The 26,969-nt window shown below is 65.8% G+C and carries 22 protein-coding genes; 11 read left to right on the plus strand and 11 right to left on the minus strand.

The window, feature by feature from the left end; all coding sequences use genetic code 11:
- The first annotated feature begins 9 nt into the window (after window positions 1–9).
- Window positions 10–189 (plus strand): hypothetical protein, encoded by a 180-nt coding sequence (locus ACIGCK_RS12060; protein ID WP_212743495.1) that lies wholly within the window; start codon window positions 10–12, stop codon window positions 187–189.
- Window positions 190–207: 18 nt separating this feature from the next.
- Window positions 208–417, plus strand: a complete 210-nt coding sequence (locus tag ACIGCK_RS12065) for a hypothetical protein (protein ID WP_212743496.1) — start codon at window positions 208–210, stop codon at window positions 415–417.
- 481 nt (window positions 418–898) lie between these two features.
- On the opposite strand, the gene ACIGCK_RS12070 is transcribed toward ACIGCK_RS12065, so the two are convergent.
- Window positions 899–1,849 (minus strand): LysR family transcriptional regulator, encoded by a 951-nt coding sequence (locus ACIGCK_RS12070; RefSeq protein WP_138174572.1) that lies wholly within the window; start codon window positions 1,847–1,849, stop codon window positions 899–901.
- 120 nt (window positions 1,850–1,969) lie between these two features.
- Between ACIGCK_RS12070 and ACIGCK_RS12075 the strand changes: the two genes are divergently transcribed.
- Window positions 1,970–2,773 (plus strand): sulfite exporter TauE/SafE family protein, encoded by an 804-nt coding sequence (locus ACIGCK_RS12075; RefSeq protein WP_138174624.1) that lies wholly within the window; start codon window positions 1,970–1,972, stop codon window positions 2,771–2,773.
- A gap of 722 nt (window positions 2,774–3,495) precedes the next feature.
- Here the strand turns inward: ACIGCK_RS12075 and ACIGCK_RS12080 are convergent.
- Complete coding sequence (locus ACIGCK_RS12080) at window positions 3,496–3,891, minus strand: peroxiredoxin-like family protein (RefSeq protein ID WP_212743497.1); 396 nt, start codon at window positions 3,889–3,891, stop codon at window positions 3,496–3,498.
- A 236-nt stretch (window positions 3,892–4,127) separates the two neighbouring features.
- Entirely contained in the window at window positions 4,128–4,790 is a 663-nt protein-coding gene (locus ACIGCK_RS12085) for a LysE family translocator (RefSeq protein ID WP_228480872.1), read from the minus strand.
- Window positions 4,791–4,838: 48 nt separating this feature from the next.
- Between ACIGCK_RS12085 and ACIGCK_RS12090 the strand changes: the two genes are divergently transcribed.
- Window positions 4,839–5,375, plus strand: a complete 537-nt coding sequence (locus ACIGCK_RS12090; RefSeq protein ID WP_138174574.1) for a CGNR zinc finger domain-containing protein — start codon at window positions 4,839–4,841, stop codon at window positions 5,373–5,375.
- A 228-nt stretch (window positions 5,376–5,603) separates the two neighbouring features.
- On the opposite strand, the gene ACIGCK_RS12095 is transcribed toward ACIGCK_RS12090, so the two are convergent.
- From ACIGCK_RS12095 to ACIGCK_RS12110, 4 genes are all read right to left on the minus strand, one after another.
- Entirely contained in the window at window positions 5,604–5,948 is a 345-nt protein-coding gene (locus ACIGCK_RS12095) for a hypothetical protein (RefSeq protein ID WP_138174576.1), read from the minus strand.
- Window positions 5,945–6,460, minus strand: coding sequence for an LD-carboxypeptidase (locus ACIGCK_RS12100; protein ID WP_138174578.1), 516 nt, complete (start codon window positions 6,458–6,460; stop codon window positions 5,945–5,947). The genes ACIGCK_RS12095 and ACIGCK_RS12100 overlap by 4 nt, the downstream gene beginning before the upstream one ends.
- Window positions 6,461–6,687: 227 nt before the next feature.
- On the minus strand, window positions 6,688–8,082 hold the full coding sequence (locus tag ACIGCK_RS12105) for a hypothetical protein (protein WP_138174580.1): 1,395 nt from the start codon (window positions 8,080–8,082) through the stop codon (window positions 6,688–6,690).
- Window positions 8,083–8,273: 191 nt separating this feature from the next.
- Complete coding sequence (locus ACIGCK_RS12110; RefSeq protein ID WP_138174582.1) at window positions 8,274–9,293, minus strand: PIN domain-containing protein; 1,020 nt, start codon at window positions 9,291–9,293, stop codon at window positions 8,274–8,276.
- A gap of 638 nt (window positions 9,294–9,931) precedes the next feature.
- Between ACIGCK_RS12110 and ACIGCK_RS12115 the strand changes: the two genes are divergently transcribed.
- The 7 genes from ACIGCK_RS12115 (at window position 9,932) to ACIGCK_RS12145 (ending at window position 20,923) form a co-directional block, all read left to right on the plus strand.
- Entirely contained in the window at window positions 9,932–12,499 is a 2,568-nt protein-coding gene (locus ACIGCK_RS12115; protein ID WP_138174587.1) for an AAA family ATPase, read from the plus strand.
- 242 nt (window positions 12,500–12,741) lie between these two features.
- Window positions 12,742–14,178: a DUF3375 family protein gene (locus ACIGCK_RS12120; protein WP_171024258.1), complete on the plus strand. Its 1,437-nt coding sequence runs from the start codon at window positions 12,742–12,744 to the stop codon at window positions 14,176–14,178.
- Window positions 14,175–14,840, plus strand: coding sequence for a DUF4194 domain-containing protein (locus tag ACIGCK_RS12125; protein WP_138174591.1), 666 nt, complete (start codon window positions 14,175–14,177; stop codon window positions 14,838–14,840). Before ACIGCK_RS12120 ends, ACIGCK_RS12125 begins: the two co-directional genes overlap by 4 nt.
- Window positions 14,840–18,250: an ATP-binding protein gene (locus ACIGCK_RS12130; RefSeq protein WP_138174593.1), complete on the plus strand. Its 3,411-nt coding sequence runs from the start codon at window positions 14,840–14,842 to the stop codon at window positions 18,248–18,250. Before ACIGCK_RS12125 ends, ACIGCK_RS12130 begins: the two co-directional genes overlap by 1 nt.
- Window positions 18,247–19,452 carry a Wadjet anti-phage system protein JetD domain-containing protein gene (locus ACIGCK_RS12135; RefSeq protein WP_138174595.1) on the plus strand — a complete coding sequence of 402 codons (1,206 nt, stop codon included), beginning with the start codon at window positions 18,247–18,249 and terminating at the stop codon, window positions 19,450–19,452. The genes ACIGCK_RS12130 and ACIGCK_RS12135 overlap by 4 nt, the downstream gene beginning before the upstream one ends.
- A gap of 128 nt (window positions 19,453–19,580) precedes the next feature.
- The gene (locus tag ACIGCK_RS12140; RefSeq protein ID WP_138174597.1) at window positions 19,581–20,042 is read left to right on the plus strand and encodes a zinc ABC transporter ATPase; all 462 of its coding nucleotides are present in this window, start codon (window positions 19,581–19,583) and stop codon (window positions 20,040–20,042) included.
- An 80-nt stretch (window positions 20,043–20,122) separates the two neighbouring features.
- The gene (locus ACIGCK_RS12145) at window positions 20,123–20,923 is read left to right on the plus strand and encodes a metallophosphoesterase (protein WP_292871150.1); all 801 of its coding nucleotides are present in this window, start codon (window positions 20,123–20,125) and stop codon (window positions 20,921–20,923) included.
- Here the strand turns inward: ACIGCK_RS12145 and ACIGCK_RS12150 are convergent.
- From ACIGCK_RS12150 to ACIGCK_RS12165, 4 genes are all read right to left on the minus strand, one after another.
- Complete coding sequence (locus ACIGCK_RS12150; protein WP_175987719.1) at window positions 20,920–21,309, minus strand: hypothetical protein; 390 nt, start codon at window positions 21,307–21,309, stop codon at window positions 20,920–20,922. The two genes, ACIGCK_RS12145 and ACIGCK_RS12150, sit on opposite strands and share 4 nt — an antisense overlap.
- 252 nt (window positions 21,310–21,561) lie before the next feature.
- Window positions 21,562–23,652, minus strand: a complete 2,091-nt coding sequence (locus ACIGCK_RS12155; RefSeq protein WP_396666376.1) for a TniQ family protein — start codon at window positions 23,650–23,652, stop codon at window positions 21,562–21,564.
- Window positions 23,649–24,806, minus strand: coding sequence for an AAA family ATPase (locus tag ACIGCK_RS12160; RefSeq protein WP_138174604.1), 1,158 nt, complete (start codon window positions 24,804–24,806; stop codon window positions 23,649–23,651). Before ACIGCK_RS12160 ends, ACIGCK_RS12155 begins: the two co-directional genes overlap by 4 nt.
- Window positions 24,803–26,956, minus strand: coding sequence for a DDE-type integrase/transposase/recombinase (locus tag ACIGCK_RS12165; protein WP_138174606.1), 2,154 nt, complete (start codon window positions 26,954–26,956; stop codon window positions 24,803–24,805). Before ACIGCK_RS12165 ends, ACIGCK_RS12160 begins: the two co-directional genes overlap by 4 nt.
- Window positions 26,957–26,969: the final 13 nt, after the last annotated feature.

Here is a 26,969-nt window from a genome sequence, read left to right on the forward strand (position 1 = left end):
CTCGATGGCGTGACCGACACGGCGGACGTCTCGGCGACCGCGGCACCATTCCGCGAGCGGGCCTCCATGCGCCTCTCCGAACGACCGGAGAGCGAGTTCCCCGAGATCGTCGCCTGGCGGCGCGCATTCAGTCAGATGGGACTCAAACCCACCCAGTACCGGTGCGCGTCGGAAGCGCTGCCACGCTGATTCAAGAGCGACGGGGAATTGCCCTCGATCCACCCGCTCGTCGACCTGTGCAACGCCGTCTCACTCGCTTACGCGATTCCCATCGCCGTGTTCGACCTCGTCCACGAGGCGCCCCTGCCCGGTGGCAGCGGCACCTGGGCGGAGAAGGTTCTCGTGACCAGTGCCCACGTCGCGCGCGTGCCCGACGGCTTGGCGCCGGCGGCCGCTCACGCGGAGTCAAGTACGTGATCGAGCTCTGACAGCGCCGGACGTGAACGCCGGGGTCCTCGCTGCGCCCACGAGTTGTTATCGATAGTTCAGGGCGCTCGTGCCCGTCATTGTGGCGCTCGTGGTGTCGGCCATTTGCTTCACGATCATCGTCGCGGGCTCCGGATATGAATCCGGCCACGATGAGTGGAATTGGCACGGGCCACGGCAGACTGCCTACGCGCGTTGTTCCATGCACTCGTGGTCGTCAACAACATCGGTGCGCTGAGCATCTGCTCCCGTTCGGAGGGGGTGAGGGGAGGATCGCCGATCGGTAGCCGACCTTGCATTCCAGTAACAGACGCTCTCGGTGCGGTCTGGGTTGCTTGGGCCAGCCGGAATCTTGCCGCGCTGCGCCAGCGAGTCGTTACGCTCGGCAACGCTCACTAACTGGTGCCGAGGTCCTTTCCGAGCTTGGCGTACAGCTCTATCACCGACCGGGGTGGATCTCGTATCGGGTTCGCTACCCGCGGCGGGCTTGCTCAGGGGGCGAGCCGAGGATGACGACTCCGAGCGGCTCGGTGACATCGACTTCATCCCGGTAGCGCAGAAGCGCGTCGATGAACTCCTGCTGCGCGGGGGACGGAACGTAGGTAGACCGAGTGATGAGGAGTGCGCGGCGGTCGGCCCATTCCTCTGCCACCGGATGTATGGCAGCAGGCAGTGTGGGAGAGCGGCTGACGGTCCCATACGGGACGATCGCCGCGCCAGCCCCAGTGCTGGCGACGGCGTACACCGCGTTGAGGGTTGGCAACCGCACGCGGTACGCCGGTGACACACCGAGGATGCGCGCCTGCTCGTCGATGAGTGTCTGAAGCGGGTTTGCCGCTGGCAACCCGATCAGCGGCCCCCGCATCACCTCCTCGAAGGAAGGAGCCACGTCGTCTCCGCGGAACACCGAGCCACGAACGACGACAAGGGGATCCGCCCATAACTCACGAGCGATCAAACCGTCGCCCGTCGGTGGGAGGGAAACGATCCCGAGGTCAGCACCCCCCTCGCGGACCCGAGACGCGACCTCGACGCTGCTTGTCTCGACCACCGCGATCCGCATCGTAGGGAATCGTGCGAGAGTCGCGGCCAGGAACTCGGTCAAGGTATCGACGGCTGATGTGTTGCTGGCGAGCCGGATCTCGTGGGCAGAGTCCCCGCGCAGCCCGTCCATCGCCTGCCGCAGTTCATCAGCACGTTCGAGAAGGGCACGGGCATGTATCGCCAGGGTCGTGCCGGCCGTGGTCGGCACGATCCCACCTCGTCGACGCGACAACAGCTCGACTCGCTCTTGCCGTTCCAGTAGAGCGATCCGGCTGCTGGCCGACGACAGCGAGACCCCCACGGCGCGGGCGCCCGCCGTGATCGAGCCGGCGTCGATGATCGCGACGAACAGCTCCAGATCCCGCAAGTTGGGCGCCACGAACTAGCTTTCGGATTTCGCGTACATCCCTTCCGATTCTATCAACCTGCGTCCAGCGCACTTTTGGAAGCCTTGAAGGCCTCCGGGACATCTTGTGACCCGGGCGAGGAGGAGGCCAACGTGCTGATAGAAATCGCGCCGCTTCTGCGAGGAGCGGCGGTCGTCGGCGCAGGCTTCCTTGCAGGAGGTCTGAACGTCGTCGTAGGCGCGGGGACACTGGCGTCCTTCCCCATCCTCGTTCTGCTGGGGTTTCCGCCGTTGACGGCGACGATGGCGAACACGGTCGGCATCGTGCCCGGCAGCCTGTCGGGGGTATTCGTCTACCGACGCGAGCTGCGCGCACACTACCGCGTTACTCGCCTACTGCTTCCCTCATCCAGCGCCGGCGGCGTCACCGGCGCGCTCCTCCTCCTGCACTTGTCCGCCGACATCTTCGCTGCCGTCATCCCTTGGCTGATTGGTATCGGTACGCTTCTGGTACTCAGCGGACCCGCCATCAAGAACCGCATCGGCCGCGTGGCGGCAACCGACGACGTCGACGCGACGCCATTCCCTCGCCGAGGTTCGAAAGTCGCCTCCGTGGTCGGCGCGTTCCTGCTCGGAGTTTATGGTGGCTACTTCAGTGCAGCGCAGGGGATCCTCCTCGTCGCCCTGCTCGGGATCACGACGACGTTGCTGATGCAAGAACTCAACGCCGTGAAGAACGCCAGCGTCGCCGCGGTCAACATCATCGCCGCCACGGTCTTCATCTTCGTCTCACCAGAACTGATCTCGTGGCCCATCGTCGCCCTCGTTGCTCTCGGCTCGATCCTGGGAGGATTGGTCGGCGGCAGGTTCGCAAGACGACTCCCCGCAGGCCTGTTCCGCGGGTTCGTCGTCATCGTCGGCATCACCACCGTCACGGCAACGGTCTTAAGCCATTGACCACCCTCGGTCGGCAGGAACGGTCGAGCCAGATGTCAGCGCCGGAATCACCCCGGCACGCGACGATCGATCTGCCCGTCCGGGCCCCGGGCGTAGGCCGAACTCGTTGACGTGGAACCGGTTCACGGAGTTGCTCGCTCAGTGCAGCCGCTGGCGGCCGCCGCCCGCGAGGTCGGCGCGATGCGGACGGCCGCGTACCCCCGGCGCGATGGCACCGCGGTGCGGCGCAAGGATAGCGCGGTGAAGGTCGTGCCACAGCCCTGGCCCGCTTTCGCTTCTCCCCATCTCCTCGAGGCTTCTTTTCGAAGAGGAGCGCGTTCTGATCGCGATCTCGCGAGCCGAGGTGCGCGGCCAACGGAGATCGCCGCGCTGCATGACCGATCTCCGTCCACAACCAGCCGGGAGTTGCGTCGCAGCGCGCACGGTCGCACGAGAGGCGCGTGACTCCTCCGTCCGTCGCCTCTGCAGCAGTCAGCGGATCGCATCGAGCGCTGCGATGATGTCCCGCGGTTCCGCACGTCTGGTGTGGTCGCTGTCCACGAACGACCACGATATAGACCCGCTCTGCCTGATCACATAGGTCGCGGGGATCACAAGCGTTCGACCATCGCCACCGTTTCGACGGATGAGATCGTGACCTCGTCGCTCGTAGAGCGCAGCCAGCTCCGTAGGAATGACGAAGGACAGGCCGTAGCTTTGGGAGACAGTGGCCCCCACGTCGCTCAGAACGTCAAAGTGAGGCTGTGTTTCTCAGCGGTCGACAATGACTCGTCAGGCACCTGCGGCGAGATCGCAACGAGCCGCGCGTTGCGCGCCTTGAACTCCATGATGTTCGCTTGAAGCGCCCGCAGCTCGAGATTGCAATACGGGCACCAGCTGCCTCGGTAAAAGCTCAGCACCACGGGGCCATCCTCAAGCAGATCACTCAAGGTCACCGTTTCGCCAGTGGCGCTGGGGAGAGAAAACACCGGCGCCACATCTCCGACGGCCTTCGCGCGGTCTGCCGTACCGGCGTCGAAGAGCTCCGCAGCCGCACGATCCGTCGTCTCGTTCTCCTCGGAGGACCGGTTGGACCGCGCGTCCTCGTAGACACGCAGAAGCTCTTCCCGCAGGTTCATCTCGCTCCCATTCTGCGGCCGTTGACATACACGCTCAGCTGTCCACGCCCTCGGCTTCTGATGTACGGGGTTGCCGTCGTCGGCGCTCGTGCGCACGTGGCACTCACGACGTGTGCCGCGAGAGCGATCAGTCGATGTCGCAACGAATCGGTTGAACGGATTCGTCCATTTCAGGTTACATCGGCGCTGCGATGGCTGGCGCGCTGGCCACACGCGCGCGACCACCTGCAGGTTGTCTACGCGCGGGCAGCCTGGGGAACTTCCCTGGCCAGCATGACGGCGACCGCGGCAAGAAGGCTGCCGGTGATGCGGCGCTGCCACTTGAGCCAGGACGGGCGGGTTCCGATGAATCCTGCGATCGTCCCGGCGGCCAGCACGATTGCTGCGTTGACGATCACGCTGACAGTGATCTGGACTGTGCCGAGCGTGAACCCCTGCGCAATCGGGTTGCCGTGCGATGTGTCGATGAACTGCGGGATGATCGCCAGGTACATCACCGCCGCCTTCGGATTCAGCAGGTTGGTAAACAGCCCCATCCGGAAGAGCTTCCCGTGCGTATCGCGGGTGAGCGGTCCGGGTTCGAACAGTCCTGTCCCTCCTGGGCGGAACGTCTTGAACGCGAGCCAGGCGAGGTACAGCACTCCTGCGGCCTTCAGACCGATGTAGAGCCACGGAACCACAACGAACACGACACTGAGCCCCAGGTTCGCCATCGTCATGTAGGTGAGGAATCCCACGCCCGTCCCCGCCAGCGAGACCAGACCTGCGATTCGCCCCTGAGCGATACTGCGCGACACGAGATAGATCATGTTCGGCCCAGGCGTGAGCACCATCACCAACGCCGCCAACCCCATCCCGCCGACCGCGGCCCACGGGAGTCCAGTACCCAGCACCGTCATAGTCAGTTCCTTCCAACGATTCACGTTCCAGTGTGATGTAATGCCCTTATGCATCTCAACCCTTACGGCGAGTACGCGGTCCTGCTCGCCGCGTCACTGGCAAACGACTGGCCCGAAGATCGAGCGGGCATTGTCGACCGTGCGGAGTCTTATGGGATGCAGACGCCGTTCGCGAATCCGCAAGCGGACGACTACACCGGTGTCCGCAGGGTAATCGACCGATGGCTCGAAGTCGTTGATGAACCTTTGCCGCAACGACGCGCCGACCTCCTCAACCAACACCTCGCAGAGGCGGCCGCCTACCCGCGCCTAACCGACCACCATGATGAAGGCTGGCACCTCCACTATCGAGACCAAGACCAAGCCCTGCCGCATGTGCTGGAGGCCGTCATCAGCGTCGGCACCGCACTCCACCTGACAACGCGGGGAATGCACCGCCTTCACCGATGCGACGCCGGCAAAGTCCCGGGTGACCCGTGCCACAACGTCGTGGTAGACGTCACGCGCAACGGCCGCCAGCGGTACTGCAGCGTCCGCTGCGCCAACCGCGCTGCAGTACGTCGGCACCGCGCGCGACACGCGTGAACATGGAGACCTGACTACGCCCGGCCACCCACATCGCAATGAGCCTCATCGCCAGCAGCACCGGATCCCACACGCCGGTAGCGGCATCGTCGCCTCCCGCTGGCCCGCTCAGAAACGGAACTACGCCTCTCGACCTCCTCGAGGAAGGCGCCGACGCCGGGGAAAGTACGGCACCAACGTCGCATGCCGTGGCTCCACGAGCGGGGCGGCAACGCGGCTGACTCGCCCTCACCGGAGTCGGTCGACGCCCAGGTTCCAGATGGTCACGTTCGGTTCCGCGCCGTCGTGGCGAGCGGCGTACTCATGGAGCGCGTCCGTGCGCACGTGCTCCGGGTCCTCGCCGTCCGCGAGTCGGCGGATGAGCGGAGCCATCCATTCCCATCCCTGATCGACGAGCCGACTGGACCACCGCGACAGGAACCCGTCCGCCGTCCAGACTCCCGCGTGATCGTCGGGACCGTACCTCTCGCCGGTCGCGACGAGGCGCTCCTCGAACGCGACCCAGACGAACACGGAGCGGTAGGGCTGCGGCGTCCACCCAGCGAGCTCGGTGAACCGAACCGGGGACGTCATGCTTCCGTGATGCGCACAGGCGAGCGACTGGTCAGAGTCGGTCGTGGTTCGCCGGACTGTTCTGCACGAGCCACCTCCCCGTGAACGGGTAGACGAGGTCGACCGGATCCACCGTAGAAGCTCCGCACGCCGAGGTTCCAAAGAAGGTTGTGCAGGTTCGTGTTATCGCTGTACCCGAGGAACGGCTTCGGGTTCGCCGCGATCACGGCGGCATCGAAGTGCGGAATGACAGTGATCTGGTCATCACCACCGATGGCGGCCAGCACCGCGCGAATGCTCCGATCCGCGAACACCGCGTTCACGTCTGCCGCACGGGCTTCCGCGCTCGCGCCGAGTTGCCGCGTCGTGGGGTACTCGACCGGGATGAACCCGGTCGCCTCCTTCAGACGCCGCATCGCTTGCTCGTGGAGAACGGGCGAAATCGCTGGGGCGGCGAATGCCGGCGAGATCACGGCGACACGATCACCCGGACGGACTTTGGGAACGGCTTCAACGAAGCTGCGACCATCCACCGATTAGACCAGACTCCCGCACCGCGGCCCCGTTCGTCGGAGAATACGCCCACTTCGAGCGTATCTACACGCGGCCCCTTGGCTGGCGCGCCAGCGGCGGCGGGCGGCGGGCAGCGGCGGCGGCGGCGATTACGTCCCCACGACACTGCAATTCGCAACTCGCTCGAAAGACCTCGTGGAATTGGCATCTCGTATCGAGAACCTTCAACTGCCGGTCGTGTCGGCCCTCAGGCCTCTCCCGGCCTTGAACTGACCACGATTACCTTGGGTTCGACTGGTGCTCCGTGGGAACCCTTCACATACGACGCGATCCAGATCAGTCGGGTGCGCACGTGGCCGTCGTCGTCGAGCCCGAGTGAGGGGTAGGGCTGTCGCCGCCAGTGGCCGCGAACCGACCAGGCCGCACGATCGGGCGGCTCGCCGTCGCTCCCCTCTCGATAGACGGATACGTGATCGCTGCCCGCTTGCACGCGCACGATCGTCAGCTCGCCCTGCGGCTCGCCGCTGGGCACGACGACGCCTGTGACGCGTTCCGACTCAGTTATGCCGCCCTGGGCCATTAACGCCCACACCGCGGCAAGCAGTTTCTGTTCCGGTCGGGTGTCATCCCAGACCGGGACGAATGGCACGCGGCCGGACAGCTGCGGCCCGACCTGTTTGACATTGACCGCGCCGGATCCCGCAACGCCAGCAACGTATGTGCGTATGCGCCACATCGAGCCGCCCTGCCGGTACCAGACCGCGCGGACATGGCGGTCGCTGTCGCCCGCCCGCTGCATCACGATCGGGCGCGCGAAGAACCAGATCGCGTTGATATGCACGGGCAGCGGATCGAGAACGTCCGCGTCGACGAGGCTGTCGACAGCCAGACGCAGAAGCTCTTCGTGAAGGAGGAACGCTTCTTCGGGACGATCCGACCCCTCGCCGACCGCCGCGACGACGGACGGCACTTTGTTGGCGGTGAAGAGCTGTGCGCGAGGGTTGATGCGGGGCGGTTCACCGGCGCTAGGGGGTGGCACCCGCACGAGCGAGTCCGCAGCCAATCGTTCACCAGGATGCCCGATCGTCTTCAGCGACCTTCCTAGCCAGACGTGTTGATGGGCGAGGTCGAAGGCGATGTAGAGATTGGGTGGCGTCCACCCGCGAGCGACATAGTCGCGGTCAACGTCCCGCAACGGCGCCAACAGCCTCCGTGCATCCGAAGCGTTGAGCACAGTGGGTGGCAGCGGCCCGCCCGACAGGGTGCAGAACCCGTACCGCGCGACGGCGTCACGGTTGTGGAATGCGACGATGACTTCGTTACCCTCGGGCAGCCGAGCGGCAACGGTCAAGCCCGCCGCGATGGTGGGGATGACGCGACGGATTGCGTCGTCATGCTGCTCCCGAATGCCTTGAGCAAACCTCGACCGGCGGCGCGCTGGCTCCACACCCCGCCGCCGCTCCGGCACAGCCCCGCCACCATTCAAATGCACTCGCACCTTGCGAGCGAGCGACTCACTCAGCTGCGCCTCAGGGCGCACTTCCGCCTCACCCAGGCTCCGCAGCGCGTCGAGCACGGTGCGCACGTCAACGCCGAGCTCATTTGCAACCTCGAACACTCGGCGTCGGTACACGAAGTCCATGATGACTTGCCGAGCGTCACCGCCGAACCGCGAAGGCCGCCGACATAAAGCGAGGACAGCCGAGTGCCGATCAGATGCACGCCCCACCTGAACAGCGGCGGCCGCGCCGGCGGCCCTCGAGGTAGCTCCTACCCGCCCACTGTCTATGCCGGTGCGTCTCCTTCGATCTATGCCGGTGCGTCTCCTTCGATCTATGCCGGTGCGTCTCCTTCGATGGTGTCGAGACGCAGGGAGGCGACCTCGTCGATGCGGTTCCCTGACGAGTAAGCATTGCCGCTGAGATCCAGGACCCATACGGCGGTGTCCCGATGGGTGGCGTAGTCGCCGGCGTCCTCGTCGAGGATCTCGACGCTCTCGAGCTTCACGAGGCACGTTGCCTGGGCGGTGTAGTTGATCCATAGATCGCGCGACTTTCGCTCGATCTGCACCCCTTCCACGTTCACATCCAGTAACAAGACTTCAAGCACATCAGCAACGTCGAACTCGGTCTTCGCTGCCAGCGAGTGAGTGAAGTCCTTGGGTGTTCCGCCTGCCAGCACCGCATCCTGTACCGCGTCGTGAAGCTGTCGCTCCTGCTCGTAGTCCAATGAGCCCTCGTCATCGAGGAACTGCCCGGGAACCTTGAAATCGGAGATGCTTTCAAGGATCTTCACCTCCCACTCCACATCGAGTTTCTCGATCTCGGCCAAGAGTTCGCGCCGTCGCGCTGGTCCGAACGCACGCTTGTCAGCCGACAGAAGAAACGCGTGCGGATCTTCGGGTTCGCACGTGAGAAGCAGATCGACAAAGACGTACCAGTGCAGCGCGTCACGGTATCCGTTGCCCTCCCTGTCGAACGGTGCCGACCGTGAGATCGCCCGCAACGCGACCTCACGATGCTCTACCTCCGGGTAGCCGACGATCTCTGCACCCATCTGTTCGAGGCGCGCCCGCAGAAGACTCTCGTACTCGGCGGCGAAGGACTCTGAAGCGTTGATGGCTTCCTGGACGAGTTCCCGTGACCTCGGCGGCCATGTCTTGAGAGCCTTCTTCGCCTCGCGTTCACGCAATGCTGCACTGTCGCGGTACCGTGCCACGGCTTCATCGACCGCAAGCTCGGGCACATAAAGATCGAGCGCTTCGGAAGCGACCGCATCCGCGACGGCGTCCCACTGCCGCCCGCGCAGAAGCGGATTGCCGACGATCACGTTGGCGTCAAGCAGCAAGAACACAGCTCGACGGTACCCGGTGGAGTGTCAAGGTGAACGTGGGGCCGCTCCGATGAAGCAGAGCTCGTGATTCGTTACAGGTTCAGCCCGTGAGCACGCGCCAGCAGATCGGCGACATCGTTCAGCCCCTGATGGCGGAGGTAGGGGATGAAGTGGGTCATGGGTGGCTGATTCGAGCGGTACGGGTTCGGGTCTGCACCGTCATACAGCCCACCCCCAGGCAGCGAGGAGAGACCTCCGCCAGGAAGCGTAGACAAGCCGCCCCCGGGAAGCGTCGACAGACCACCGCCAGGAAGCGTCGACATACCGCCACCAGGGAGCGTGGATAAACCGCCACCAGGAAGGGTCGACAGGCCACCACCTGGGAGTGTCGACAGACCACCGCCGGGAAGCGTAGAGGCCCCGTCACCCGGCAGGGTGGACAAGCCGCCACCAGGAAGCGTCGACAGGCCACCGCCAGGAAGCGTCGACCGGTTGCGTGGCCAGGTGTTTCGTTCAGTCATCCGATCAGCGTGCCCCATCTCCCGCACCAACTCCAGCGGCCCGCGCGACGCACAGCTCGGCGTCCTGTCAGGGCGACGATAGAGTCGGCGGTGAGCAGCGCGTTCCATGGACACCGCTGTCGCGACGGAGGTCGGTCGATGACGGACGCGGTGCAAGCGGACACACGGGTGGACCCCCGTCAGCTTCTTGGCGCGTGGGCGAACAGTTCCGACGAATGGGTGCGGTACATCGTGCGCGTCGTACTCACCGGAGCTGGCCCTCTCAACTCCGACGAAGAGGACCACGCGTACACGCTGTTCCGGCAAGAGAAGGCGCTGGACGCCCGGGAACTGTCGACCGAGGATCAGCTCGCGATGATCGACGGGGAGGACGAGGCGCTCGAACCTTTGACCGTGACCTCACTGTCAGAGGTTGCGGGGGTGAACGCTCTGATCGGTGGTGGGGTCATCGAACCGCATCAGGGCCTCACCATTCTGTTCGGTGAGAACGGCACCGGCAAGACCGGGTACTCGAGAATCTTCAAAGCGCTTGCTGCCAGCCGCACCGCGGACGTCATCCTCGGGGATATCGAGGCGACGGCGCCGCAATCCCCGTCCGCGACGATCGGCTACCAACTCGGAGCGGAAGCGAAGACGTACGCCTGGACAGGGCAACGGGGGGTTGCCCCGTTCACGCGCATCTCGATCTTCGACAGCCCATCGGTGAGCTTCCATGTCGACGAAGACCTCGAGTATGTGTACGTCCCCGCCGCGCTTGCCTTGTTCAACCACGTCATCGCCGGAATCAAGGCCGTCCAGGCCCGCATTGATGCGGCAATCAGCGACCTGCGATCCGGCCCCACAGGACTGCTGGGCCGATTCCCGCGAGCGGCGTCGGTGTACCCGCTGATCGAGACGCTCGGCGCCGCGACAGACCTGGACCAGCTCAGGGCGATGGCCGACCACCACACCGACGCTGATACCCGCATCGGGACACTGCGCCGCACCGTGGCCGCGCTGGAGGCCGACACGATCAGCGCCGAGATCACCCTGCAACAACGCGCCGAGCGTGTCCTAGCCGAGGCGAGCACGGCCGCACAGATTCTCGGTCGGTTCAGCCCCGCCACGTACAGCAGCGAGCTCACCGCCCTGGCGTACCTGCAGGAGGAGTATCGAGCCTTCCGCGCGGCGCTGTTCGAAGCGGCGGACCTGCCCGCCGCCCCCGACGACACCTGGACCCGGTTCATCCAGGCCGGTGAGGAGTACGAAGCACACCTGAGCGCACACGACGCGCACGACGCAGACCGGTGCCTCTACTGCCGCCAACCGCTCAGTGACCCGGCACGGGCGCTGATCGGAAAGTATTCCGAGTTCCTCGAGGAAAAGATCGCCGGCGACATCGAAGCCGCCAAGGGGCGGCTCAGCGCCCTGACCTCACCCGTGTTCGGCATCCGGACCAGCGATGTCGACGCCTACGCGCGCGACCACGCCACGAGCAACCCGCAGCCCGTGTTCTTGCCACTGCTGGAACGCACGCTCAGCACTGCCACCGCGCTCCTTGACCACCTCCGCGACAACACCCCCGTCACAGCCGACCTCCTGGCTCACGTGGCCGCCGACGCAGATGGCCTCACCGAAGCACTCGAGACCACCAGCGGCGCCCTGGTGGAACTGCGAGGACAAGCCGCGCGGCGCGCGGAAACACTCGCTGAGAAGAAGAAGGAACTGGTCGAACTCGAAGCTGCCGCCGAACTCGCCCGGTCCTGGGCGATCATCGAACAACAGGTGCGCGACGCGAAACAAGCCGACCGCCTCGCACTGCTCGCCAAGCCCATGCCTGCGCTACTACGCGCGGTCACTGGCCTTGCCAAAACCGCGAGCGACCAGATGATCAACGAAAGCTTCGACGCGCTGTTCGCCGAAGAACGCACCGCGCTCCGTGCACCCGAACTTCAAGTCGAGTTCGTGGGCCGTCAGGGACGAGCGCACCGCCGCAAGGTCCTCACCGGCAAGCACAAGCCGTCGAAGGTCCTCTCCGAGGGCGAGCAGAAGGTTCTCGCGATGGCGGACTTTCTCGCCGAAGCACGCCTCGCCGGCATCACCGCACCGGTGATCTTCGACGACCCGGTCTCCAGTCTCGATCATCGCCGCATCAACGAGGTCGCGCAGCGTGTCGCGGCACTCGCCGACACGACCCAGGTGATCGTGTTCACCCACGACATCTTCTTCGCCACCACACTGCTGAACCTGATGGCAGCGTCCAAACGATGCTCGTACTTCCACATCACCGACGAGGACGGCAAGGGGCAGGTCACCCGAGCTACCGGGCCCCGCTGGGACAGCATCAGCAATCTGAAGAAGAACATCAACGAGACCATCCAGGCCGCCAAGTCCCAGCAGGGTGATGCGCGCGCCGCGCTCGTACGCACCGGCTACGACTGGATCCGGGCCTGGTGCGAGGTGTTCACCGAAACTGAGCTGCTGCAGGGGGTGACGCAGCGTTACCAGCCCAACGTGCGGATGACCGCGCTACCGAACATCAAGACGGCCGCCCTGCCTGCCGCTATCGAGACTGTGAACCGCGTGTTCGAAGAAGCCTGCCGCTACATCGACGGACACTCCCAGCCGCTCCCCACCCTGAACGTCAGCCCCACTCTGGCCGGCCTCGAGGCGCACTGGGCAGAGTTGAGCGAGGCCAGAGCCGCGTACCTCAGCGCCGGCGCGTGATTGGCCGTCGTTCGGGTGGGAGGAGACCCCGGCCTCGACAAGAACGCTACGTACCCCGGGCTGCCGACCCCGACCACATACCGCCGAGGGCATCTGGCGGATGAGGGTGCCCAGGCGCACGCATCCTCGCCCTCCTCGAGCCCCCGTCCGCCCGCCAAAGCGGCACCGTGTCGTCGGTATAGGAGATACTGGCGACACCTGAGGCCGGCAGGGGGGACCCGTTGACAGCAACACCACAGCAGTTGGCTGAAGCCGTCGACACCAACCCGACTCTTCGTCTTCTCGGCGCATACAGTCGCGACTGGGTCCTGCCGCTGTTCGCCACCCACCTGGGGACCATCGATGGTTCCGTCTCCGCGGAGTGGTTCCATGAGCGGGTCGCTGAGACCATCGACGCCTTGCCGAGCATGACGGGAGATCGTACTCCCGCCGAGCACTGTAAAAAGTGGGTCGAGGACCGGTGGCTGGAAACGGAGATGGACGCTGGCCGCCTGCGATACCGGCTCTCCGCCTACTCGCTGCGAGCCCTGCAGTTCGTCCGTGAGATCGTCGACGGTGAAACCACTGTCACCACGGCTCGGTTAGAGAGCATCGCGCATGCCGTCCACACGCTCGCGGATATGACCAACCCCGACCGGCGCGTGCAGGTTCGTCGGATCGATCGGGAGATCTCCCGGCTCAAGAAGCAGCGGGACGACATCAAGTCTGGTCGGACCCGGCTGTCTACCGTGGAGGAGCAGCAACAGCAGCTGCGTGAGATCTTGGCGATGACCCGCACGCTGCCTGCGGACTTCCGGCAACTGCGCACCCTTGTCGAGGACCGTCACCAGCGAGTCGCCCGACGAGCGATGGCCGACGGTCCTACCAAAGCAGAGCTCGTCGAGGACTACCTCCACGAGCACGACCTCCTCGGCGACACCCCCGAGGGCCGCTCCTACCAAGGGTTTTCGAGGCTGTTGACGTCCAAGCAGGCCCAATCCATCCCGGACGACATCGATCAGATCCTCTCCCAGGAGTTCGCCCGCGAGCACATGACTGTGACCGAGCGGGCGCAGCTCGAGACGATGTTCTCGACCCTGCTCGCCGCGCAACTTCGCGTACAGCAGAGCTACGTCAAATGGACCTCGTCACTGCGGCGCTTCCTCACCAGGAGCACACACGAGAAGCACCGGCGCCTCCTCGCCCTCGCTGACCGGGCGCTCAGCGCCGGCGCCGAATGGGTCGAACGGCACCCCGGCCCCGCGGTGATCGACAGCGACGTGCTCGGCATCGGAACGATCGACACCACCGACATCTCCCAGACCCAGTTTTGGATCGACCGGGGACCTCAAGAGGTTCAGGTCCGCGCGATCTCGCCGCACGCAGACCTCCCGACTGCGGATCGTGAGGCGTTGCGGCTGGCGGCTGGGACGAGCCCGAGAGTCGTCGCCCGGACCGTGAACCGGCTGATCCGTGAGCGCGGTGCGGTGACCGGCAGCGAAGTCTTCGACGCGACGCCGCCAGACTTCCGACGGCTGGGAGCACTCGTCTCCCTCCTTGATCTAGCCATCACCTACGGCCAGGTATCAGACCACATCAGAGATCGCGTCGCACTCCAGCCCGCGCAGGAACGTGCACTCCACGTCGCGCTCCCCCATCTACGCTTCGACACACCCATCATGATCGGTGAGCACGAATGAGCGACGGACACGGCACCACCGATACAGGAGAGCTAGCGCCTGACGCCCCCGAGGATTTCCCTGACGGTGCCCGCCGCGCGCTCGTCGTGCTTCTCACGAACCGGTTCATCACCCGGACGAGGAATCGCGCCGTGTGGGACATCCTGCGTGGGTATGAAGAAGAGATCCGCGGCCGCCTCGCAGATCTCTACCTGACACTGGAGATCGACCACGACCACGGCGTCGCATTCAAACGGCAGATCATGGAGGAGGACACTCCCCGCATCCTCCGCAAAGATCGCCCGCTCAGTCGCGACGCCTCGTTCCTGCTCATCTTTCTCTGCCAGGAGTGCGCCCACGCCGACCCCCAGGACGAGCTCGTCGTGGTCACCCGGGCTCAGATCGACGAGTTCCTTAGCGCCTACCGCCAGGATGACGACGGCGACCAGGCGAAGTTCGATCGTCGCGTCACCGCCGCCATCCGGCAGCTGCAGGATCTGCGGCTGCTCAACCAGGACCCTGACGCCGACTACCTCTACACGATCTCGCCAGTCGTGGTACCTCTTGTCGGTGTCGATGAACTGACGCGGCTGGAAGCGGCATACCGGCTCGGGGCAGGCGCCACCGCAAATGACGGGAATGGCACCGAAAACTCAGCCCAGCTCCTTGACGAGGAGTCCTGATGCTAATCAATGGGCAGTTCCGCATCGAGAAGGTCCAGGTCCTGAACTGGGGCGGATACTCCGACCTACAGGTCATGCATGTCGAACGTGCCGGCACCGCGATCCTCGGACCGTCCGGACGCGGCAAGTCCACCCTGCTCGATGCGATGGCCTCGGTCATCCTTCCCAACCCGCAAGAGTTCAACCAGGCCGCACGCGACGACAAAGGCCAGAAGCGCGAGCGCACCGTATACACGTACGCGCGTGGGCTCACTGACCGGCGGCGTGACGAGAACCGACGCTCCGGCACAACCACCTACGTGCGTCCACCCGGCACAAACGGGTTCGCCAGCGGCGCTGCGATCACGTGGGCTCATGACGATGGCCGACGGGTCACGGTGTTTCGACTCGCATGGGTTGCCAGCGACACCACCGGCGCCGACGCGATCAACGCGAATACGATCTACGGGTTCGTCTCCGGCGACTTCGACCTGGACCGCCTGAACGGGCTCACCGGTGTCCGCTCCGGCTCATCGCCCCTGACCAAGACGACGCTCAGCGGCCTGATCGACACCAGCCGCGGTGATCTCGTCGATTCCTCACAGAGCAAGATCCACGCGAAGATGCGCTCCGTGATGGAGATGGGCAAGTCCGACGAATCCCAGCGCCTTGCCATGCACCTGCTGCGCCGCGCCCAGGCCTCCAAAGGCATTTTCAACATCAACGCGCTGTTCAAGGAGTTTGTGCTCACCGAGCCGCTCGCGCTCGACCGGTGGGGAACCGCGCTCGAGGCGTACCGAGAGGCGTCACGTCTGTATGACGAGTACGAAGCCACCCGACGCCAGCTGGAGACCCTCACCCGCCTCCCTCAGCTCGCCGAGAAGTACCAGCACGCGGGCAAAGACCACACACGCAAGACTTCACTCCTCTTGGAGCGGGCCGAAGGGACCCCCGCGCGCCTACGGATCTGGCACGCCCACAAGCTCCTCGACTGGTTGCGCGCACGGATCGATGACAATCGCCTGACGACGGCAGAGACCAACGAAGATCTGCAGGCAGCGAACACGCGAAGGACACACGCGAAGACAACGTTCGACAACCTCCTGCTCAGCCTCACCTCGGCCGGCGGAGACAAAGCACCCCTCCTCAAGGTCCAACTCGACACCGCCCAGCACAACCTGGACCGGATCGGCATTCACCGCGCAGCCGTCTCCCGTCGCCTATCTGAGTTCGACCGCACCCTGCCCGCCTCGCAGGGTGATCTGTTGCTTCTGCAGGACGACCTCAGCGATATGCGCACCCAACTGGAGACCCAACAGATCGCTCTTGACGCCGAGGCCAAGGCTGCGGTGCTCCGCGCGGGCATGATCGCCGGACAACGGAAGTCGGTCGCACACGAGCTGCATCAACTCAGCTCCCGACGATCCAACATCTCTCCCGAGGCGGCTCAGCTGCGCGCCGACATCGCCGCAGCTACCAACGTGCCGCTGGACCGGCTGCATTTCTTCGGTGAACTCATCCAGATCAAGGCCGAGCACCAATCATGGGAGGCTGCCGTCTTCAGTGTTCTGCGCGGCGTCGCCAAGGATCTCGTCGTCGATCAGGAACACTTCATCACCGTTCGGCGATTCATCAATGAGCATGACACCCGGATGCACGTGTCGCTCGTTCCCGTTCGCGAACAGGGCTCTCAGCGCGAGCCGGTACCCGGCACCGTACCGGCGATTGTCGAACTGGCGGACTCACCGTTCGCCCCGTGGGTACTCAACGAGCTCGTCGACCGATTCTCCTACCAGCTCGTGGAACGCGACTCGGATCTGGACACCAAACGTGCGTCACACCTCAACGGCGCCGTCACCCGCGCAGGGATGCGCACCGCAGCATTCGGACGGTTCGCGAAGGACGACTCGGTACAGAGGTACTCGTTCATCGGCTGGGACACCGCCGATCTACGCCGCGACCTTGAGCAGAACCTCGCGTCGCTTACCGCGGAACTGGCACCCGCTGACGCCGCGTCCAACACCGCTCAAGCCACACGCGACGACGCACGCGATCGGGCACAGCGCCTCACGACACTCCTCGAAGAACTCGACTGGTCATCCATCGATACGGCACCTGCAGCCGACCAGGTGCGACAGCTCCAAGAGGAGATCGCCGAGGCCAACACCCCCGAAGTCACCGAACTCCAGAAGCAACTGGACGACGCGCGAACAGAAATGACCGAGTCGGAGCTGCACGCACGCGAGATCGAGACGAAGCTCACGACTCTGAACGCAGCGTGGGGAGTGCTGGTCGACCTGGAAGACGAGTCATCTCTTCTCATCGACGACTCCGCCGTGTTGGACGCCGACGAACGCGAGGCCACCGGCACACTCGGATTCCTCGCACCTCCCGTCGATGTCACGACGGCGACGGGTCGCGCGCTCCGTGCGGCAATCGAAGCCAGCTACGGGCAAGCGGCCACGGATCTGCAGAACCAGCTCGTCTCACTCAGGAAGGAACGCGAAGCACTCGAGACCGCTGTCCTCGCCACCATCCGTGCATTCCGCGGCCTGGAGGATCGAAACCAGAGGGAAATCGACGAGAGCATCGACAGCCTGCCGGCGCTGCTCTCCATTCACGACCAGCTGCTCACCGATGACCTCCCCCGCACCAAGCAACGCTGGCTCGAGCAGGTCGACCAGGACATGAACACACAGCTGCGAGGACTTCTCGTCCAGATCGATGACGATCGCCGCTCAATCGTCCGAGGCCTCGCCCCCATCGATAGGGTTCTCGAGCGTGTGGCGTTCCGCGTCGACTCCACCCTCACGATCGACGTCTCCGACAAACCCAGCGGTGAGCTCAACGAGTTCCGCTCCACGATCTCGGAGTACACCAGCAACACCCTCCACCAATCCATCGAACGCGACGCGGAGAAGATCGAACGCGACTTCAACCGGCTGCGCCGCAAACTGGCCCTCCTCGACGACCTCACCCGAACCGGCGAGAGCTGGCGTCGCCGCGTATTCGACGCGCGCGAACACGTCGAGTTCAAGGCAATCGAGAAGAGAGCCGACGGCGTCGAAATCGTGCACGACGGTGTCTCCGGGATGAGCGGCGGGGAGGGGCAGGAACTCATCGCATTCATCCTCGGCGCAGCCCTGAGATATCGGCTGGGCGAAGGAACGGACGCCCCTCCCACCTACGCGTCGATCGTGCTCGATGAAGGATTTGTCAAAGCCGATAGCGACTACACCGGACGGGCCCTCGCCGCCTTGTCCGCGCTCGGGTTCCAGCTCATCATCGGCGCGCCGCGTGAGAAGGCAACGGCGTTCGAGTCCCACGTGGAAACCGTCGCATACATCAACTCCGACCCAGCCAACCCGCAGGGCGTGCGCATCTTCGAGATGACGATCAGCGAAGCGCTCAGTATCGAGGAAGCCGCGTGAGGAGCCCCGCAGACGTTGAACGTCTTATCACCACCCGCTACAAGTCGTCCTGGCGCGCCTGGCTCACACAATCCTCCCCTGAACAGATCACCTTCCCCCTCCAGCCACCCACCGCGTCAACCATCCCCGCACAAGAAGAGGCCGTCCGGACGTGGCTACATGCGTGGCGTGCCTGGCACGACCTGCACCCCGCTACCAGCCTGCGAACCGCGACCGTCCGCACGGCCGCTGGCGCTCAGGTCGTCTACACACACATCGACATCCCTGGGCCAACAGCGCTCGCTGGACTCGACCCCGCGACCGCTAACCACTGGCAGACCGCGATTTCCCGCTACCCCCAACTGGCAGACCTCGACGTCTCCACCGACCAGCTGCGGCCGATCCTGCCCCGCATTGTCGACCTCGACGATTACGACTTCGAACTGCTCCTGCGCGTCGTGGAATGGTTCCGCAACAACCCCGCATCCGGGCTCACCGCCCGCCAAGTCCCTGTCACAGGTCTCCACACCAAGTGGCTGGGACGGCACAAGGCGATCGTCATCTGCCTGCTTCGAACCGACATCCCCAACCGGGTGGCTGATCTTGGCGCAGAAGCCGTCGACCCTGAACTCGACATCAACGACCTCGATCTACTCGGACTGCGGCGACTGCCGAACCACGTCGACGTCATCCTCGCCGACCCCGCCGACCGCCGACTCGTGGGCGGCATCCGCCAACTCCGAGCACCCGTCGAAGAAGTCGCCGGCCTCCCCCTCACCCCCGATGACGTCCTGATCATCGAGAACAAGGAGGCCGCGACGCCAATAGAGGACCGAGCAGGGCTTGTAGTGATTCATTCGCTTGGCAACTTTCTCGACGTGCTCGACGCGCTCCCATGGCTGCGGTCCGCACGCACCTGGTACTGGGGAGACCTCGATCGAGCCGGGATCACACTGCTGTCGCGTGCCCGGGCTAGGGTGCCCGAGATCGCCTCCCTACTCATGCACGCCGACACTGTCCGGGAGTTCGAACCACTCGCGAACGCCGACCCGAGCGGTCGCGTAGACCCACCCGAACCAGTCCTCACGCAAGATGAACGTGCCGCGCTGGAATATCTCGACGCTGGACAGCCGCCGCTCCGCCTCGAACAAGAACGCATTCCATGGCACACAGCGCAAACCACCATCAACCTGGCGATCGACCAGGCCGCTGTCCTCGATTAGCGCTCGTGTGGCACCATCCCAGACCACCTCGAGGACACCCCGACGTGGACGGGCTCTGATCCCCGATGCCGTGGACACCGCGTCATCGGCATGACAGACTGCTCTGTTCTGCTGGAAGGGGAACCACCGTGCCGCACACAGACGACCACACCGACTGGGAACAGATCATCCGCGACATGATCGCGCGGAGCAGCGAATCCGCACCTACCGAGCCAGGCGTGTACCGGATGCCGTGCGGGAACTGCTACGTCGACTTCTTCCGCACCTCGGACGGCACCGAAAGTTGGCTCGTCCCCGGCGACGAGCGCAGCTACACTCGCGACACTGTCGCCATCGACCGGCACGGCGACCACCCGTGGGAGCGGATGTACACCCTCGGCCACGCCGCCGCCGAGATCCGACGCCGCGCGACCGCCGACGATACGCCCGTCGAGGTGCTGGTCGAGCAGCTGGCGGCGATCGCCGCGGTGGAGGACGCGGCCGAGGCGGAGGAGATCGCCCGCATCGCCCGGGAACGTCCCGCCGACAGCCCGGACGTCCCGCTCGCCGATGTCGCTCGGAAGTTCGGGATCGATCTCGACGAGCTCTAGCGATACCTGTCGTCGCCTACTGGCACGCTAGAGACACCAGATCATGCGAGACACCGATCACCTGCGAGAGGGGCGTCGTCGTGAACCTGTATCCGCGGTTCGACTTCGACCAGGTCGACTTCGTCACCGCGGACACCCACTTCAGCCACGCGCGGATCAGCGAACTCGCGGATCGCCCGTTCGCAACGGTCGACGAGATGAACGCTGAACTCATCCGCCGCTGGAACGAAACGGTCAGTCCGACAGAGGTGGTGCTCCACCTCGGAGATGTCGCGCTCGGCCCGATCGAGGAATCGATCGGTATCACCGCGCAACTGCACGGCCGCCGATTCCTGGTCCCCGGAAACCACGACCGGGTGTCACCGGCGACGCAGTCGAAGAAGGCGATCGAACGGTTCGCGGCGCTCTACGAAGCGGCCGGTTGGACGATTCTGCCGGAGGTCATCGAAGGCACCCGACGCGGGTATCGGATCCTCGCTTCTCACTACCCATACAAGGGCGACTCGCAGGAGTCGGATCGGCACACCACCCATCGACCGCGCTGGGACGACGGGATCCCACTCCTACACGGCTACACCCACGCCCGCGACCACGGACCGAACGGGCACCAGTTCCACGTCGGCGTCGACGCCCACGGCTACACGCCCGTCCCCTTCACCGAAATCGACGCGTGGATCCGCGGCCTCCCAGACGCCGAACCATGGCTCGACATCGCAATCCGTGAGGCCCGCCAGACCATTACCGACCTCGACGGCAGCGAAACCTCAAACTCCGACGCGCTGTTCTACACGATGGGCTACAACGAGCTACGGGTCGCGCTGGAAGAACTCCTCGGCGCGTTCGACTCCGCCCACCCCGACTCGCCCCCGGGGACTGTCTAGGCGCGGGACTTCCGCGTCGGCGTATACCGCGTGGGCCCGAGTGTAAACAGTTCGCCTGCCGCGGGACCTGATCGGAGGGTACGCGGTTCCCGTCGGAAGCGGATCCATCCGCGACGCCGCCAGTGCACCATCGTCAGGTACCGCACCGACGCCGAAGACCACGCCTCCTGACGCTCCGCGGCGTCGGGGTCGTGGGCGGCGAGCTCCGCGAACACCTCACGGAAGGTCGGCGGCTGACCACGCTCGCGGGTGTGGCGGTGGATGAACCTCACGGCGCGGCGCGCCCACACCGGCGCTGTCTCATCAGCGGTGAGTTCAGTGAACAGCGGCACGAGGTGCGGTGCCGACCACGGCTTCTCGTACACTTCACCGTCGTTCGACACCACCCTGCAGCTCCCCTCAGCGGTCATCCCAGATATACCGCCGCCGAGCCCAGCCAGGGGCGCGGGCGTCGTCAGAAGGATGATCCTCGCCAGGGGAGGATGTCAGTGTCTCGCGTGGGGCGGTCGGCGAGGATGTGCTCGGCAACGGCGCCGCATCGATGAGTGCTTGCAGTGCCGTGGTGTACTTCTCTCCGGTCGCCTTCATGCGTTCCCTGGCGGCTTGCTGCAGCCGACGGGAGGTTCGCTTCTCAGTTGTCATGACGTCCCTGCTTTCCCGCGGGGGCGGACGGTGATGCCGGCGGCGTGCAGGTGCCGGTTGATGGTCATCTCGCTGCATCCGGCAAGGTGCGCGATCTGTGCCATAGTCCCCCCTTGCGTCTCATAGTGGTCGCGTAGCCAATCGGAATCGAGGGTGAAGGTGGGGGGTCGTCCGCGACGCGACTTGGTGCCCGTGTCGGCGAGGATGCGGCCCACGGTCTGCCGGGACACGTTCACGTCCGCGGCGATCTCGTACGTCGACGCCCCCGCCGCATACGCCCGCGCTAACACATCGGGAGGCATCACGTCCGCGGCCGTTGATCGTGCTGGGCGGCTCCGCGCCCACGCCGCAGGCGCGTCCGGGACACCGTCCGAAGGCTCGGGTGTCCATGTGACGGGCTCATCGATGCCGTTGACGAGAAGGAAGTCCGCGGCGAGCTGGTCGAGTCCCGTCCGCACCGCTGACGGCAGTCCATCGGCGAAGCGGGCGACGGCCGGCGCGGTCACCCCTGCCTGATCCCACTCCGGCGGGATCGAATGGATCGGATTCCCCGACAGTGTCCGGTGCAGGAGCGCCCGGGCCAAACGCCATCGTCGTCCACCCCCAGCCGATACCCCCGCCACCCGGCACACCTCCTGCCACTGGGATTCGAGGAGGATCCCGCTGTAGTCGAGGGCGCGACGTCGGGCGTAGTCAACGGGCACGTCATGCGTATCGAGGAACGCGGCCAGCCGGAGGATCGCGTGCAGGGTGCCCACGTCATGAGAGCTGCGACCGAGGTCACGCATCACATGGGTCACCTGGCGGGCCGGCGCCTGCGGATCGAGCAATGCAAGAGCGGCGGAGTGTGTGAGCCTCGTGCCCGTGAACACCACCGCCGCCGCCAACGCCGACGCCACCACCTCACTGCCGACCCGTTGCGGCGCGTACCGGGTGATCCACTCGCCCCACAACTGTGCCGGTACCTTTCGCGCTCGTTCGACCGGGCTGACCCCTGACGGTGGTGCGGACTGCAGGAACACCGTCGGCCGGCGACGACGCCCCAGCGCGGCCGCGATCAGGGTCTGCAGTTGCGGCGTGTGCGCCGTGTACGACGAACTCTGAGCCAGCCGCCCCTGCAGCAGCGCGGCGACACTGCCCGGCTTCGCCAGTGCGGTGACGGCGAGGGTGGTGCCGACGGCGGCCCCGACGGCAGAATCCGGTCGTGCCCGTACTGCCGTCGTCCAATCCTCGCTCGCCCTAAACAGCGCCACGAGCTCCTCACCAAGCGGACTGATGTCGAGGCGATCGCCGGCGGCAATCGCGTGCCGGGCGGTACGGGACAGCAACCGAGTGTCTTCCAGCACCGCGACCGCCGGCTGCGGCGCCTCCGCATAGATCCCGAACCCTGCCCCGCCGGTGGAAACGATCCGCATCAACGCCCGCTGCGCATCCAGGACCGCCCGCGACACTGGAGTGCGGGTCGGGTCGGCCGTGAGGTCGGCCCGACACCGGTTCGCTTGCGGGCCCCGTCCCGGCCCTTGGACGGGATTGTGGCACCGGCCAGGAACGGGAACAAGCGCGAGCGGGTGGGCACGGTACCGGGCAGGACGATCACACACGGGGCACCGGTCCACGAGCAGGCGGCGGTGGCGAAAACAGGCGAACCCGAACGGGAACTGCCACGACATCCGCCACCGGCCACCCGAATCGACCAGGCACTCCGGGCAGTAGCGTCCCGCGGTCCCCGCCGCCGGGCATTGCGAACTGATCCGCCCCCGCCGGGTGTACCGGATCGCATGGTGCGCGAACCGCATTCTCGTCATCTCCTGGAACTGATCCGCCGGAATGCCCGTCGACGCCTCGAGCCGCGACGCCTGCTCATCAGTCAGCGCGGTGGCCCAACTGTCCGCCATCCACGCGGTCGCCGACACCGCCACACCCTCCTGCTGCTCGATGAGGCCGAGCGCGCAGGCCATCTCGTTCATCGTCGCCCCATAGGTGGCCGCCATCTTCTCCAGCCAAGAGTCGAACGGCTCATCAGGCAGCGGCCGCACCCGAAACGGCAGCACCCGCACCTCATAGGAAATCGTCGACGTCGTGGTCATGCGGCGGCCGCCTCGCCGTCCTGGTTCTTGCGGCGGCGTGCCTGGTGGTTTCGCAGCTGCTGATCCAGCTTCGCCTCAAGCTCGCGGCGCTCCGTCTCCGCGCCCTCATCGATGCGGATGTCGTCGAGCAGTTCCCGATCGATGACCTCCCGCCCTGTGCGGATCGCGCGGGACGCGCCGCGACGGATCAGGTCCATGAGGGATCCGATGTTGCCGGTGGTGCGGGCGAACAGGTACCGGGACAGGTCGACCAGCATCCCGGGGCGAGCACCGGTGAGGACGAGAGCTTGTTCGACGCCGAATAGCAGCCGGTCCCACTCCTCCCTGCCCCTCTTGTGGGTAAGCGTGAAGGGGCTGAGCCCGAGGACGGTCCATCGGCGGAAGGTCTGCGCCATCGCCGCCTCCCGGCCGGTCTCCCCTTCACCCACCAGGCCGCGGGCGCGGAGGGCGACGCCGGCGAACAAGAACGTCGCGTTGTATTCGTTTGCGAGCCACTTCAGCTGGTTGGCGACTTCGACCCCGTCGCGGGTGCGCATGTTCAAGAAGTGCAGGTCGTCAACGATCACCAGCCGGGTGTCATGCCGTTCGATGCACTCCGCCGCCGCCCGGGCCAGGTCCCGGCCGGCCATGGAGCGGTGCAGGATGCCGGCGGTGGCGGGGTGGGCGTAGAAGCCGAGGATCATCATGTGCAGGCCCTTGATCGTCAGCCGCCCCGTCAGCGTCACATGACACACCGGCAGGTGCCGCACGTCCCTGTCCGCGTCCAGCCATCCCCCGGCCTCCGCGATCCGCTGCTGGTGGAACACGCGGCCGAAGTTGTTCACCACGGTCGACTTCCCGAGCGCCGGCGGGGCGTCGATCGCTGCGGCTGACTTCACCCGGTCGGAGTCCTGCAGGTTGGAGTCGAGGATGTCCGCCAGCTGCAGTTCGATGTCCTCTACCTGCCGTGTGCGCAGCAGGATGTTCGCGTGCCACACCCGCCGCTCCAAGTCGTAGACGACGCGATCGCGAGCAGGCAACGACTCCAGCTGGGCGCGCGAGAGCTCCTCAGGGCGAGCGCGGGGAGGCCGTTCGGCGAAGTCTGTCCAGCCCTCGTAGGTGGAGAGGCTCCGTTGGCGGGGCGGCTGCTGCGGGGCGCTCGTCGGGCTGGTCATCGGAGCATCTCCATCGGTTCGAAGTGGTAGTCGCCGCGGATGGTGGGCTCGTCGATGTCGTCCTCGTCGTCATCATCACCGGTCTCGGGCGTGTCGACGCGTCGGCGCGGGTCGCGGACGGAGCCGGTGAGCTCGGTTCCGAGATCAGACGAGGCGGTCAGTTCCGCGTCGAGCATCCGTTGCACGGTGCGTAGCGACCACACCCCGTCCGGGTCCGGTTCCTTGTCGTTCAGCTGTGCGGCCATCCGGGCGCTCATCCGCCGCTCCGATGGCGTCAGACCACGGCCGGCGCCCCAGTCCTCCAGCAGCTGCGCGGCGACGTCGTCAACCTGGGAGGGGCGACCCTGCCGGATTGCGATCTTCTTCGCGTACTCCAACGCGTCCAGGCTGAACGGGGTGTCGAAGCTGCCCTTGTGCTCCCATTCGAGGGTGTGCCAGGTGTGGTCCTCGGGGTCGTGGAAGTAGATTCTGGTGAGGTCGTCGGGGTTGACGAAGAATGGCCACTCCGTACCCTTGTCGCGGTGGATCGACCGGGCCCGGTTGCGGTACTTCGCGACCGACTCGCCGGTGTAGCGGAGTTTGTGGATCTCCACCCCGTAGTGGTTGAACTGCCGCTTCACCACCGGCAGCAGCTCCAGCAGCACGTTCCGGTCGGTGGGCAGACGCAGCTGTCCCGCGACAGCCAGGCCCTGTTCGTATCGTTGCGCGGGGCTGAGCTTTACCCCGGGCAGGTTTGGATCCTCCAACGAACTGTGGGGACGAAGGTGGTAGACGGTGGCTACCCATTCCCGGATGATCTGCTCCAGCTGCGGCACCGTGTAGACGGCCTCTGCTTCGGGGTCCTCGCCGCGTCCGGCGACGTCCGCGCCCTTGTAGCCGGGCAGCTCTTGCAGCAGGTCGTCGAGGGTGCGGAAGAATCGTTCCACGGGGCTCTTGTCGGTGGGCTGGTAGATCCGGGCGGGTTGGATCGAGATCCCCAACCGGGCGCACCCGCTGGTGAGATGCTCCGACAGGTAGGCGGCGCCGTGGTCGACGACCAGCGTCTCCGGCAGGATGCCGGCGCGGGTGAACCGGGACACCTTCGTACGGGTCGGGTCTACCAGCAGCGTGTCGGGCAGACCGTGGTACGGCCAGCGAGCGGACGTGCCCCAATCCGTGGGCGTATCAAACGGTTGCAGCGCCTCCATCAGCACGCCGGCGACGTCGATCGATTTCGTCGAACCCGGCGTGAGCCGCAGTCCGAGGATGCACCGCGAGTACAGGTCCATCGCGATCGTGAGATCCGCTGACACCCATTTCCCGGTCACCGGGGCGACGGCGAACACGTTCAGCGGCGTGGTGTCCATCAGCACGTACTCGCCCGGCCGGACCGCCGACAACCGCCCGTAGGGTGCGGAGGGTCGGTTCGCGGTCGACCGTTTGCGTTTGGTGGGGCCGGTGAATGTGGCCCGGCCTCGATCCAGCTCAGCCAGCGCGTTGTACGCGCTCGCGCGCGAGGGGCGCTTCACTGTCCCCGGGCCGTGGACGCGCTCGGTGCGTGCATTGATCCGGTCGATGATGATCTTCTTGGAGACCTTCGCTTCGGGGGTCTGCTCATCCAGGACCGTCTGCGCGGTAGCGATCCACCGCGGGTCGAACCCGGTCAGCGCGTTTCCGGCTTGGGAGGACCGGTAGTCCATCAGGCCCGCCTCCCCGGACTCCCGGTACTGCGCCACCCAGCGGCGCACGGTCCGTTCGCCCTTCCCGAGTTCGGTCGCCTTCGCCGCAGTCCGCTGTCGCAGACTGTGCTGCGGGTGGTATTCCAGGCGCGGCTCACCCTCCCGCGGGATCTGCGGAGTGCCGGACTTGTATCCGGTGAGCACCTCGCGGACGTGGTCGGCGCGCTCCATGGTGCGTGCCTTCGCGGAGTCGGTAGCGTCCGCCCACAGCACCCCCAGCGGAGTAGCATCCCTTTCCCGCGTGTGGCCAGGGATGTGGGCCTTGCCGCCCTCGGCGGCGGGGCGCAGCACGTCGACCATCCGGAGTCGGCGGTGCCGGCCCGTGCGGTCGCGGATGATCACCGCCCCGTCAGCGATCTCCGCGACCGTGCACGCCTCCCCGTCGTAGACGAAGTCCATCCCAGGTCGCAGCATCCAGCTATCCATCATCATGCTTCCTCTCAAA

This window comes from Microbacterium sp. NPDC078428 (genome assembly GCF_044542535.1).
GTDB classification, from domain to species: domain Bacteria; phylum Actinomycetota; class Actinomycetes; order Actinomycetales; family Microbacteriaceae; genus Microbacterium; species Microbacterium limosum.

Excerpts from the sequence above, each read along its gene's own strand:
- ACIGCK_RS12125 (WP_138174591.1), top strand. The coding sequence starts at position 14,175 with ATGAGCGACGGACACGGCACCACCGATACAGGAGAGCTAGCGCCTGAC.
- ACIGCK_RS12130 (WP_138174593.1), top strand. The coding sequence starts at position 14,840 with ATGCTAATCAATGGGCAGTTCCGCATCGAGAAGGTCCAGGTCCTGAAC.
- ACIGCK_RS12115 (WP_138174587.1), top strand. The coding sequence starts at position 9,932 with ATGACGGACGCGGTGCAAGCGGACACACGGGTGGACCCCCGTCAGCTT.
- ACIGCK_RS12090 (WP_138174574.1), top strand. The coding sequence starts at position 4,839 with ATGCATCTCAACCCTTACGGCGAGTACGCGGTCCTGCTCGCCGCGTCA.
- ACIGCK_RS12095 (WP_138174576.1), bottom strand. The coding sequence starts at position 5,948 with ATGACGTCCCCGGTTCGGTTCACCGAGCTCGCTGGGTGGACGCCGCAG.
- ACIGCK_RS12085 (WP_228480872.1), bottom strand. The coding sequence starts at position 4,790 with ATGACGGTGCTGGGTACTGGACTCCCGTGGGCCGCGGTCGGCGGGATG.
- ACIGCK_RS12155 (WP_396666376.1), bottom strand. The coding sequence starts at position 23,652 with ATGACCACGACGTCGACGATTTCCTATGAGGTGCGGGTGCTGCCGTTT.
- ACIGCK_RS12080 (WP_212743497.1), bottom strand. The coding sequence starts at position 3,891 with ATGAACCTGCGGGAAGAGCTTCTGCGTGTCTACGAGGACGCGCGGTCC.
- ACIGCK_RS12160 (WP_138174604.1), bottom strand. The coding sequence starts at position 24,806 with ATGACCAGCCCGACGAGCGCCCCGCAGCAGCCGCCCCGCCAACGGAGC.
- ACIGCK_RS12105 (WP_138174580.1), bottom strand. The coding sequence starts at position 8,082 with ATGGACTTCGTGTACCGACGCCGAGTGTTCGAGGTTGCAAATGAGCTC.
- ACIGCK_RS12165 (WP_138174606.1), bottom strand. The coding sequence starts at position 26,956 with ATGATGATGGATAGCTGGATGCTGCGACCTGGGATGGACTTCGTCTAC.